This is a genomic window from Lactonifactor longoviformis (assembly GCF_042848515.1).
GTDB classification, from domain to species: domain Bacteria; phylum Bacillota; class Clostridia; order Lachnospirales; family Lachnospiraceae; genus Lactonifactor; species Lactonifactor longoviformis.
In genome coordinates this window covers 1,444,429-1,456,048 of record NZ_AP031453.1, presented here as the reverse complement: position 1 = coordinate 1,456,048, position 11,620 = coordinate 1,444,429, and the positions used below count along the sequence as shown (strand labels likewise).

The following is an 11,620-nucleotide window of genomic DNA, read 5'->3' as shown; positions in this document are numbered from 1 at the left end:
TTCCTATTCTTCGCCATACACTTCCTGAATCAGCGGAAACGTACTCCACGCCTTCGGCCATCCGCAGTAAAATGCCAGTTGCGTGACAATTTCCACTGCTTCTTCCTTCGTGATCCCATGCTCTTTACCAAGCGCCAGATGAGATTTCAGTTGTGGGTATAAGCCTGCTGAAAACAGGGCTGCTATTGTGACCATGCTCCGATCTCTTGCGGAAAGCTGTTCCTCTCTCGACCAGACCTCTCCAAACAGAACATCGTCGTTCAGCTCTGCGAATTTCGGAGCCAGCGCCCCTAATTTATCCCTTCCTGCTGTCTGCTTCTTTGTCATCTTTACCATCCTTTCTATTGGAGCTTCTCCAAATTTTACAATTTACTGTACGCATTTTCATCTACCGCTTCGCACCACTCCGTCGAGGTTCCTTCTCCCGGAACCTCGACTGCCAGATGCTGAAATGCCGAATCGGGGGCTGCCCCATGCCAGTGCTTCACCTCTGCCGGAATATTTACAACATCTCCCGGACGAAGCTCTCTGGGTGCTTCTCCCCATGCCTGATAGTAACCACGGCCTGCAGTGACCAGCAAAATCTGACCACCGCCCTTTTTTGCGTGATGGATATGCCAGTGATTTCGGCAGCCCGCCTCAAAGGTAACATTTCCAATCGCAACCTGCTGCGTTGAAATCATGTTCAAATAACTCTTTCCATCGAAATATTGTGCAAAGGCCAAATTTTTGTCCCCGATGGGAAAAATGCTTGTGTTCTCTAATTCACGCATATCATGTATCTCTTTCATAGACTGCATCTCCTTTACACTTTTACAAACCTAAGCCTTCCACCCAAGCTACAATATCATCCTCAGAAGCGCCTGAACGGAAACGCTGGCCTTCCTGCCAGTCACCGGTTCCTGCCATTTCTGCAAGCAGTTCGCCGCTTTGTCCCATACCGGAGCTTGCGGATGTAGCAAATGGAATGACTGTTTTACCGGTGAAATCATTGGTCTCGATAAATTCATCAACGGGCCATGCGGCGATACCCCACCAAATCGGGTAGCCGATGAATATCGTATCGTATTCACTCCAGTTATCGACTGTTGCGGATACAAGCTCCACATCTCTTTCGTCCTCATTTTCATGCTCTCTGGTTACTCGGCTATCATCGTTTGTCCAGTTCAGGTCATCGTTGCTGTACGGTTCCACGGGTTCCAGTTCAAACAAATCGGCTCCCAGGGTTTCTGCAATCACATTTGACACATTCTCGGTATTTCCAGATGCGGAGTAATAAACAACCAGTGTCTTTCCACCAGTGCTTTCCGTATCCGCAGCTTCTGTTTCAGAAGTATCTGTGGTCGGAGTTTCGGTAGTGGACGGTTCCGTATTATTTGTGTTGTTATTGCCGCAGGCTGCAAGACCAAGTACGAGCATAATGCTCAAGAATAAAACAGTTAATTTTTTCATAGTAGGTAATCTCCTTTCAAAATCTGTTTATTTTGTATATCCTGAAGTTTCCAGCCATGCGATGATGTCTGGTTCCGCATCCTGTACAGTATTTCTGGATACAGTAAACCCTTCTCTATCAATTGTTGAGCCCGGTTCCAGTTCTGCAATCGTATTGATGGTATTTGAGAAACCACTTCCTCCATGGGTATTGAACGGAACAATGGTCTTGCCGGAAAAATCATATTCATCAAAGAACGAGTAGAGGATCATTGGCATATCGCCCCACCAGTTGGGATAGCCGATAAAAATCGTGTCGTACTGTTCCAGATTTTCAATCCTGTCCTTGATGGCAGGCCGTGCATCATTATCCTGTTCCTCCGCTGCCAGATCCACCAGTGTGTCATGGTCGGTCGGATACGGAGTTTCCGGCTCAATGCGAAAAATATCTGCACCTGTGTTTTCCTGGATAACATAGGCCACATACTGGGTGTTTTCCAAAACCTCTCCGTCAATGACTACAACGCTGTTGTCTTCTTCCTCTGTCATGTTATCAGAATTCGTGGTCTCCGGCATGGAGAAATAAACAACCAGCGTATTGGCATCAGAAACCTGAGTGGCCTCACTTTCTTCCTCCGAAGGTTCCGTATTCACCACCTCCTCCGATGTCTCAGGTTCTGTTTCTGTTACCTGCGGATCGCTACCACAGGCGGCAAGACTGAATACAAGCATCAGGATTAAAAGTAAAGCGGTCAATTTTTTCATTCTTGTCAGCTCCTTTCGTGCTTAAAAGCATTCTTTGAAGATTGCATGGATTTCTTCATGGGTCATTTTTTTGTAGCTGCCGGACATGAGGACACAGGAATCTGCAATCGCTTTCAAGTCAGTGTTTTCATCCACTCCCAAGTCCTGCAAAGATACCGGCAGTCCAATTTCAACGATGAAATCTTCCAGCGCCTCGATACCGGCCAGGGCAATTTCCTCATCTGTCTTTCCATCAGCAGAAACGCCCCAGACATTCAGAGCAAACTGCTTGAATTTGGCCAATCCTTCTTTGTAGATATGTCGGTAATACACCGGATGCAGTACGGCCAGCCCTGCACCATGGTTGCAGTCCGTATATGCCCCAAGCTGATGCTCCATCTGGTGACATTCAAAATCCATCCTTTTTCCCAGCTTGATGATACGGTTTTCACCCATAGTCGCTTCCCACATCAGATTGCTTCTTGCTGTGTAATCCTCCGGATTCTTAATAGCTGCCCGCAGATCACGGATCACGCCACGCATCAATGCTTCGGAAATATCATCGGACACATTGGCTGCATCCGGATCGCTGAAATAAGTCTCCATAATATGGGAAAGAATATCGAAACCTCCGGATGCCATCTGGAATTTAGGTACACTGTAAGTGTAGGTAGGATCAAGCAAGGCAAACATGGGATTGCACTGCGGGTAGTCCCGTCCCGTCTTTACTTTCAATTCTTCATTGGTAATGACCGCACCGCCATTACACTCGCTGCCAGTACCTGCCACGGTAACGATCACCCCAAGAGGAAGCGGCTCAAAGTCAAAAATACCCGCTCTTTCCCAGAAATCTTTCCAAACATCTCCCTTATATCTGGCCGCAATGGAAATCGCTTTGCAGCAATCCATTACGCTGCCGCCACCTACGCCAAGCAGCAAACCTACATTGTTTTCTCTTGCCAGCTTTGCTCCTTCCAGCACCTTTGCATAAGTAGGATTTGCCATGATTCCCGGAAACTCGATTACCTTCTTTCCTGCGGCGCTGAGAAGAGACATTACTTCCTCATACACTCCGTTTTTCTTAATGGAACCGCCGCCATAGCAGAGCATTACGGTATCGCCATATTGCTTTGTCAGGCACGCCAGATATTCCTTGACGCAGCCCTTACCAAAATAGACTTTCGTTGCGTTTTCAAAAATAAAGTTGTTCATTATGATTCCTCCTGCATTATTTCATTTGCTTTTCCCAGAAAGCAATTGCTTCCTCTACCCAGCCATCGGCCACCGTATCGGTTCCAATTCCAAAACCGTGACTAAGCCCCGGATAATGATGAAACTCTGTGTCAATGCCAAGCTTCGCCATGCGGTTAAGCCGCTGCTCCATCGTTCGCCAGTTAGCAATGCCATCATTTTCTCCTACACAGGCAAAAGTGGGCGGATCGTACTCCGTATAGTCACTATGGCCGGTGTACTGCATGATCACCGCTCCCGGCTGAGGTAGTTCAGCCCCACCGAAATCTGCCGGACCATAAGAACCGAGCCATGCCGCCATTCTTGCTCCAGCAGAGCCGCCCCACAAAGAGTAGCTGTCTGTATCTACTTCCAGTTCCTCTGCGTTTTCAAAAACAAAGCTGATTGCCCTTGCCAAATCCTCACAAGCAGTCTGTGCGCCGGGACGGTAAATCAAAGCGAAAGCATTATAACCTTGCTTCGATAATTCCAAGGCGTGGGGAAAACTGTCCTGCATGGCTCCCACATAGGCAAAGCCCCCACCTGCATTGCATACCGCAAATTTTTCTCCGGGTGTCCCTTTGAAGAAAAACAGTCCCGTGTCTTCCTTGGCCGGATCAGCAGCTTTTTCCTCATCGGTATAGATGTCATAAAAAATCACATCGCCTGCTGCCGCATGGTCTTTCATGTAATTCGCAATTTCTACCGTTTTGTCCGGGGAGATGTTGTTGTACCAGGTAAGTCTTAAATCCCCCAGCGTATCCCCACTGTAGTAACCCGCATCTACCGGAAAAATCAATCTTCCGTATTCTCCGAATACAGGATCACGAATCACATCTTCTATGGGAGTATCCACGGTATAATCGCTCGTTTTTGTTTCCTGCATTGATGCGCCCCCTTCCAGTCTTGATTTGCTGGTGGCATCAGAAGCTGCACTCGTTTCCGGAGCTGTATCCAAATTCCCACTGCAACCTGCAAGGCAAATCAGCAAACAAGTAACCGCTGTCATCCATACAGCCCTTTTCAAGCATTCCACCATCCTTTCCGTTTGTTCTGGTTATAGTATAAAGAAAACGAGACCTCATAAGAAGTCTCGTTTCGTTCATCAGATATTACCCGAAGGTTTTAAGTCTTATTTAGAAGCTGCGGCTTTTGCCGCTGCCAAAAAACGCTCCACAGTCTTTGACGGCTGTGGTGAATGAAGCAATCCATACGGAATATGATGCTCCCATTCCACCGGAATCACCTTTAGCAAAGGATGCACATTGGCCCATCCTGGAATCGCCATCAGAATATCATTGCCATTCTCGCAACGGTTAAAAATATTTACATCATAAAAATCAAAATCAATAATATGAATCTGCGAATGGTTCTTCCACAGATCGTCCCGAAGTTTATCCACATAACGACTCCACTCCCGGTGCATGAGAAGAAGATTTTCCCCATACAGATCCTCTACCTTTAATCTATCCTTTGCCGCCAACGGGTGATGCATCGACACCGCACAGCAAAGCGGTTCACGGGATAATTCCAGACCGGAGCAGCTACGCAGATCCAGCATCGTCTCGTCAAAAATTCCACCGACCACATCTATGTTTTTGCCCAGGTTTCTTAAAATTTCGCTGGCATTTTCCGGTGTATTCTCAAAGGGAATGATCTGGAATTTAATATCCGGGCATTGCTCCTGTATCTTCGGCCACAGCTGCATCAGAAGCTGGGCTGGTGTGATCGGAGAAGTTCCGATCCGAATCACATTGCTATCTTCCTGCATCGCATTTTTAGCCCGTGTCACAGAGTCCTTGCAATACTGGATAATATACTTGGAATCTTGGTATAGGGACTTTCCGGCTTTTGTCAGATGCAGTCCCCGGTGCGTCCTCTCAAACAATTTCAACCCCAAAGATTCTTCCAGAAGGTTAATCTGCTTAATCACCGCAGTAGAAGTTATGTAAGATTCTTCCGCTGCTTTATTAAAACTGCCTGCGTCTGCCACACGCAAGAATGTTTCCAATTGAGGATTATACACGCTGCCACTCCACCTTTCCTGTCATTTATTCGCTGGCAGCCTTTACTGCCGCCGAGATAAATCTTTTAACCAGCTCCGTTGGAGCCTGATTATGAAGCAATCCATAAGGAATGCTGTATTCCCATTCCACAGGTATTACCTTTAACAAAGGATGCACATTGGCCCATCCCGGAATCGCCATCAGCACATGATTGCTGTTTTCACAGCGATTAAAAATCTCGGTGTCATAAAAATCAAAATCTTCCAGTATGATTTGGGGATGATTTTTCCAGATTTCATCACGAAGCTTATCCACCTGAACGCTCCATCCCCGCCGCATCAACATAAAATGTTCTCCATGCAAATCTTCTATGGTTAATTTGTCCTTTGCTGCAAGTTTGTGATGAATCGAAACAGCACAGCAAAACGGCTCTCTCGATAGCTCTGTTCCTGCAAAACCGCCCAAACCAAACAGTGCCTCATCAAAAATACATCCAAATACGTCGATTTCTTTTCCGAAATTAAGCAAAATATTTTTTGCCCTTTCCGGGGTATTTTCAAAGGGAAGAATCTGGAATTTAATATCCGGACAATATTTCTGAATTTTAGGCCACAATTGCACAAGCTGTTCTGCAGGTGTCATTGGAGAGGTTCCTATCCGAATAACTGCTTCATTTTCCTGCAAAGTATTCTTCGCTTTTGTGACAGAATCTTTGCAGTATTGGATGATGTATTTCGTATCTTGATAGAAAGACTTTCCCGCCTTTGTCAGATGTAATCCCCGATGTGTTCTCTCAAACAGTTTTACACCCAGAGATGCTTCCAACAAATTTATCTGTTTCATAACGGCAGCCGGAGTAATATCTCCTTCTTCCGCAGCTTTGCTGAAGCTGCCGGCATCTGCCACGCGTAAAAATGTTTCAAGTTGAGGATTATACATCTGATTTCACCACCTTACTCTTTGAGGCTCTCTTTTTTCTTAAATCACCAGGCTTCTGCGCAGCCTTCGGAATCATCCACGAACGCCCAAACCGTAATACACCGTCTATTCTTCCTTCATCACAAAGTTTTTGTATCCATCGTTCTGATACATTCCACTCTGCGGAGATTTCCTTGACAGATAAAAAATCCATATCGTGCCTCCCTATCTGTTCGTTTATCCGAATTATAACCTATGATTGCCCCCTATATCAACCAATTTATTATGAAATGATTGTGAACGAATTTCGTCAGAAAAATATCATCATATCAAATATTCTCTTAACAAATCCTCTCGCTCCTCCTCATAAATTCGCTTTACCACATACTCCAACCATTCTTCTACAGTAGCCCTTTCCCCAACGCAGGGTATTCTTTCCCATTGCGCTCGATGCTTTGGATTAGGATCATTTAAACCAGCCACCAATCTTTTTTCGAGCTGCTTGTGCATTTCCTCCACAGACATATTATTATCTTGCGCCAAACGCTCCAGTAAGGATTCCTGATTTGCCATAAACTCTGCCTCCTGTTTTCTTTATAGTATATCCATTACTCCCCATAGCACGCACTCCGTATATCCTTTTCGGGTCTTTCTCTATCTACCAATCGTGACTATTATAACACCTTTCTGGGACTTAGAATAGATACAGATAGGTAGGTGATGATATGGATACGCAAAGACGCATAAAAGAATTAATGGAAGAGCGGAAATGGACAGACTACCGTCTGGCAAAAGAATCAAATCTTTCCCACTCAACAGTTACAAATATGTTTAACAGAAATAACGCTCCTACTCTGCCGACACTGGAAGCGGTATGCAGAGCGTTTGGTATTACACTGGCTCAGTTTTTTGCTGAAGGCGAAGAAGCGCAGCTGACCGAGGAGCAGCAGATACTATTCTCAAAGTGGAGTACCCTGACCGACCGCCAAAAGCAGATCCTCCTCGATCTGATGGATGCCATTTGAAGCACATCAATCCCATTACCGGGAAAGATGTGCTTTTCTTTTCGCTTTTATTCATGTTGTCAACTCCACATACCATTTATTTAACCTGTCAACTCAACACCCCCAATATCAAAATCAACCACTCAACTCTCCGCTAATTTTCACAGTAGACCAGTTCCCACTTACCCGTAAAATTAAAAAAACCGGGAACCGAAACCTGTCCTCTGACAAGCCCCGACTCCCGGAAATCCCTTGTTTTCTACACTTTTTCGCTATTCTATTCTTTGACTTTTGACATCAATACTACGCACTCCACATGCACTGTCTGACAAAATTGATCCACCCCTCCACATCTCTCCACCCGATACCCATTCTCCAAAAACACTTCCAAATCCCTCGCCAAACTGCTGGGTTTACAGGAAATATACACAAGTCTGTCCACCCCGTACTCTATGATCTTCTTCAGGGCCTTCGGATGCACTCCGTCCCTGGGCGGGTCTAGCACGATGATGTCCGGCTTCTCCTCAATCTCATCCAACACTTTCAGCACATCCCCGGCAATAAACCGGCAATTGGCAATACCGTTCAGCGCCGCATTTTCTTTCGCCGCCTCCACCGCTTCGTCTACAATCTCCACTCCAATCACTTCCTTGGCCACCGGGGAAAGGATCTGTGAAATTGTTCCCGTTCCGCTGTACAGGTCAAACACGGTCATATCCTTGGTATCTCCTATAAACTCACGTGCTGTACGGTAGAGTACTTCGGCCCCAAAGGAATTGGGTTGGAAAAAGGAAAATGGTGTCACCTTGAACTTAAGCCCCAGAATCTCTTCGTAAAAATAGTCTTTTCCATACAGAATCCTGGTCTCATCGCTCTGGACCACATCAGACAGAGAGTCATTGATAATGTGCAGAAATCCCACGATCCTGCCCTCCAGTGGAAGCCCGAGGACTTGTTCCACAAGTTCCGTCAAATCGTGTTCTTCCTGGCTGGTGGTTACCAGATTCACCAGGATCTCACCGGTTGTCTGAGCCCTGCGGAGGAGCAGGTGGCGCAGATAGCCCACATGCTGCATTTTTTTGTAATACCCCACAGTTCGCTCCTGAAAATAAGCCAGGATACACATTAGAATTCTGGTGTAGTCCTCGTGCACCAGCTTACAGTCTGAAGCTGTCAGAACATCATAGGTGCTCCCCTTCTTATGTAGACCGAGTGACAGAGGACCGTCTTTGTATTCATCTCCGAAGGAGAATTCCATCTTATTCCGGTAGCCGAATTCCTGAGGACTGCCTTTGACGCCCTCAAATACATAGTCCGGGCAGCCATTTTCATCGGTTTGTCCCCCTTTTTGGATGGCCTCGTCCAAAAGATCTTTTACCTGTCTTTCTTTCATCTCCAGCTGTTTTTCATAGGACATGGTCTGGTACATACAGCCTCCGCAGGCAGGAAAGATACTGCACACAGGCTCCCTGGTTTCCAGGGGGGATTTCTTCAGCACTTCCAGGAGACGCCCTTCCATTTTATTCTTTCGCTTTTTATTTATCGCAAACCGGATCCTCTGGCCCGGTATTCCATTCTTGACAGTTATGGTCTGACCGTCGATTACCACTTTTCCCTTGTTGGGAAACTCTACTTTTTCAATGATTCCTTCACAAATATCACCTTTTCTCACAGGCTCTCTCCTTACTTCTCGTTATCTTATTATCTCCTGACAGAACGATAGCCCCGGCACAGGTCTGCACCGGAGCTATTATTATCATATCTTACTCTTCTTCGTCATCCTCATCTTCGAAATAATCATCAAAGTCATCATCAAAATCCTCTTCGAAATCTTCCAAATAATCAGGTGTAAAGAAACGATATACTGCATATGCGATTCCCGCAACTGCTGCTACAGCACCTATAATTGCCAATATCCAGAGAACCGTATTTTTATTTTTTTCTTCTTCTTTTTTCTGTAATGCTGCAAGAAAATCTTCCACTTTATTCATTATATACACCATCCTCTCTTGTCGTTAGAGTTATTATACCACCATATGTGGGATTTTACCATCATTTCTGAAAATTTTAGATTTTCTTGAGTTTGGCGAAGGAAGCAAACATTTTTTTCACTCCTGCCTTATCAAAATTGACGGTAACCTCGTAATCCTTTCCGCCTTCTGCGATATTTTCCACGATCCCCACGCCGAATTTAATGTGTTTTACCGTGTCTCCTACGCCGTAGCTCAGTCCCTCTGATTTTTTCACTTCAAACTGCCGGGGCTGGAAGGCCTGACTTTTGAAGGCCTGGCGCATCTGCTGGAATCCGGAGGGCAGCGGGATATCTTTTACCTTCCTTTCCTGGAAGCTCTGTCCCATATCCACCAGTTCTCTTGGAATCTCACGGATAAACCGTGATACTTTATTATACTGCGTTTCGCCCCGAATCATACGCTGCTGGGCACAAGTCAGGGTAAGATCCTTCATCGCCCGGGTAATTCCCACGTAGCACAGACGGCGCTCCTCTTCGATTTCCGTGGGATCGTCTGCCACGATTGTCATATAGCTGGGGAAGATGCCGTCTTCCATGCCCGCCATATAGACATAAGGAAATTCCAGTCCTTTTGCGCTATGTAAGGTCATCATCAAAACCCTGTCACTGTTTGAATCCACAGTGTCAATATCCGCAATCAGCGCAACCTCTTCCAGGAATTCCCCAAGGCTGGGCGTATCAGTTCCCTCCTCATAGGTAACCACCTTAGTAATCAATTCATCGATATTCTCAATTCTGGCATTGGCCTCGTCGGTGTCTTCGGCTTTAAGATCTGCTACATAGCCGGTTTCTTCTATAATATCATCCAACAGTTCTGTGACGGAGAGATACTCTGCCTTGCTTCTGAGACTTTGGATAAAGGTGACGAACGGACGAATTTTAGCGGCACCTCTTCCCAGAGAAGGAATCTCATCCGCAGTTCGCAGCGCATCGTAAAAACTAATGCCATTGGCATCCGCGTAGTCCTGGACCCGGGTGATTGTTGTCAGGCCGATACCGCGTTTCGGCACATTGATAATCCTCCTGACAGCAATATCGTCTCTGGCATTGTCAACGGTTTTCAGATATGCCAGGAGATCCTTGATTTCCTTTCTGGCATAGAAGTTTACTCCTCCCACCATTTTATAAGGGATATTGGACATAAGAAATTTTTCTTCGAACAAACGAGACTGGGCATTGGTCCGGTACAAAATAGCACAATCTTTGTAGCTGCATTCTCCCTCGCGGACCTTTTGGCTGATATCACCTGTGATATATTCTGCCTCTTCAAAGCCGTTCATAAACTGCCTGAAATGCAGAAGCGCTCCTTCCTCGTTGTCTGTCCAGAGTGTCTTGCTCTTTCGTCCCAGATTGTTTCGAATTACCTCATTGGCAGAATTCAGGATATTCTGGGTGGAACGGTAATTTTGCTCCAATTTGATCACCTTGGCATTGGGAAATACCTTTTCATAGCCCAGAATATTTCCTATATTGGCTCCCCGGAACTTGTAGATGGACTGATCGTCGTCGCCCACTACGCACAGGTTCTGATATTTGGAGGCCAGAAGGCTGACAAACTTAAACTGCGCCGTATTGGTATCCTGATATTCATCCACCATCAGATACCGGAACCGTTCCTGGTAAGACTCAAGTACGTCGGGGCAGGCCTGGAAGAGTTCTACGGTCTTTACAATGAGATCATCAAAGTCCAGAGCATTGTTCTTTTTCAGCTGCTTTTGGTATTCCTTGTAGGCAAGGGCTATCTTTTTCTTTCCGAAATCCCCCATAGTGCTGAGTTCATATTCCTCGGGGCTTATGAGCTCATCCTTGGCAGATGAGACAGCACTCATAATCGCCCGCTCTTTGTATACTTTCGTATCAATATTCAGCCGCTTGCAGATATCCTTCATCAAGGTCTTCTGGTCATCGGTGTCATAGATTGTAAAATTATTGCTGTATCCCAGGCGGTCAATGTAGCGTCTCAGGATTCTCACACAACTGGAATGAAAGGTGCTCACCCAGACGCTCTCGGCGCCGAAGCCCACCAGCTTATCCACACGGTCCCGCATCTCCTCCGCTGCCTTATTGGTGAAGGTAATCGCCATGATATTCCATGGGTTAACTCCCTTTTCTTCTATCAGGTACGCAATCCGGTGCGTCAGCACTCTGGTCTTGCCGGAACCTGCTCCCGCCAGGATCAGCACCGGCCCCTCTGTCCGAAAAACCGCCTCCTGCTGCTGGCTGTTCAATGTATCGTATATACTCATATGCATTCT

General features: G+C 46.1%; 14 protein-coding genes. 1 reads left to right on the top strand and 13 read right to left on the bottom strand.

Translation table 11 applies throughout. The features are described from left to right. Window positions 1–3: 3 nt before the first annotated feature. The 10 genes from ACGHCT_RS06720 to ACGHCT_RS06675 all read right to left on the bottom strand — a co-directional run bounded on the left by ACGHCT_RS06720 (window position 4) and on the right by ACGHCT_RS06675 (window position 6,902). Complete coding sequence (locus ACGHCT_RS06720) at window positions 4–327, bottom strand: carboxymuconolactone decarboxylase family protein (protein WP_390439019.1); 324 nt, start codon at window positions 325–327, stop codon at window positions 4–6. Window positions 328–362: 35 nt separating this feature from the next. Then, complete coding sequence (locus ACGHCT_RS06715; protein ID WP_390439017.1) at window positions 363–791, bottom strand: cupin domain-containing protein; 429 nt, start codon at window positions 789–791, stop codon at window positions 363–365. A 22-nt stretch (window positions 792–813) separates the two neighbouring features. Continuing rightward, window positions 814–1,452 carry a flavodoxin gene (locus ACGHCT_RS06710; RefSeq protein WP_390439015.1) on the bottom strand — a complete coding sequence of 213 codons (639 nt, stop codon included), beginning with the start codon at window positions 1,450–1,452 and terminating at the stop codon, window positions 814–816. Between the two features lie 27 nt (window positions 1,453–1,479). Beyond that, a complete protein-coding gene (locus ACGHCT_RS06705) occupies window positions 1,480–2,196 on the bottom strand; it encodes a flavodoxin (RefSeq protein ID WP_390439013.1) in 717 nt (238 codons plus the stop codon). 21 nt (window positions 2,197–2,217) lie between these two features. Continuing rightward, window positions 2,218–3,387, bottom strand: a complete 1,170-nt coding sequence (locus ACGHCT_RS06700; RefSeq protein ID WP_390439011.1) for an iron-containing alcohol dehydrogenase — start codon at window positions 3,385–3,387, stop codon at window positions 2,218–2,220. Window positions 3,388–3,403: 16 nt separating this feature from the next. Next, entirely contained in the window at window positions 3,404–4,291 is an 888-nt protein-coding gene (locus ACGHCT_RS06695; RefSeq protein ID WP_390439009.1) for an alpha/beta hydrolase, read from the bottom strand. A 246-nt stretch (window positions 4,292–4,537) separates the two neighbouring features. After that, window positions 4,538–5,431 (bottom strand): LysR family transcriptional regulator, encoded by an 894-nt coding sequence (locus ACGHCT_RS06690; protein WP_390439007.1) that lies wholly within the window; start codon window positions 5,429–5,431, stop codon window positions 4,538–4,540. Window positions 5,432–5,456: 25 nt separating this feature from the next. Further along, window positions 5,457–6,350 (bottom strand): LysR family transcriptional regulator, encoded by an 894-nt coding sequence (locus ACGHCT_RS06685; protein WP_390439005.1) that lies wholly within the window; start codon window positions 6,348–6,350, stop codon window positions 5,457–5,459. Continuing rightward, entirely contained in the window at window positions 6,343–6,543 is a 201-nt protein-coding gene (locus tag ACGHCT_RS06680) for a helix-turn-helix domain-containing protein (RefSeq protein ID WP_390439003.1), read from the bottom strand. The genes ACGHCT_RS06685 and ACGHCT_RS06680 overlap by 8 nt, the downstream gene beginning before the upstream one ends. A gap of 110 nt (window positions 6,544–6,653) precedes the next feature. Then, window positions 6,654–6,902, bottom strand: a complete 249-nt coding sequence (locus ACGHCT_RS06675) for a hypothetical protein (RefSeq protein ID WP_390439001.1) — start codon at window positions 6,900–6,902, stop codon at window positions 6,654–6,656. Between the two features lie 152 nt (window positions 6,903–7,054). On the opposite strand from ACGHCT_RS06675, the gene ACGHCT_RS06670 reads away from it, so the two are divergent. Then, window positions 7,055–7,354, top strand: coding sequence for a helix-turn-helix domain-containing protein (locus tag ACGHCT_RS06670; protein ID WP_390438999.1), 300 nt, complete (start codon window positions 7,055–7,057; stop codon window positions 7,352–7,354). 256 nt (window positions 7,355–7,610) lie between these two features. Here the strand turns inward: ACGHCT_RS06670 and rlmD are convergent, their stop codons facing one another. The 3 genes from rlmD to pcrA all read right to left on the bottom strand — a co-directional run bounded on the left by rlmD (window position 7,611) and on the right by pcrA (window position 11,611). After that, window positions 7,611–9,005, bottom strand: a complete 1,395-nt coding sequence (gene rlmD / locus ACGHCT_RS06665) for a 23S rRNA (uracil(1939)-C(5))-methyltransferase RlmD (RefSeq protein ID WP_390438997.1) — start codon at window positions 9,003–9,005, stop codon at window positions 7,611–7,613. 91 nt (window positions 9,006–9,096) lie between these two features. Further along, on the bottom strand, window positions 9,097–9,324 hold the full coding sequence (locus tag ACGHCT_RS06660; RefSeq protein WP_072848896.1) for a hypothetical protein: 228 nt from the start codon (window positions 9,322–9,324) through the stop codon (window positions 9,097–9,099). A gap of 76 nt (window positions 9,325–9,400) precedes the next feature. Next, on the bottom strand, window positions 9,401–11,611 hold the full coding sequence (pcrA, locus tag ACGHCT_RS06655) for a DNA helicase PcrA (RefSeq protein WP_390438994.1): 2,211 nt from the start codon (window positions 11,609–11,611) through the stop codon (window positions 9,401–9,403). Window positions 11,612–11,620 lie beyond the last annotated feature (9 nt).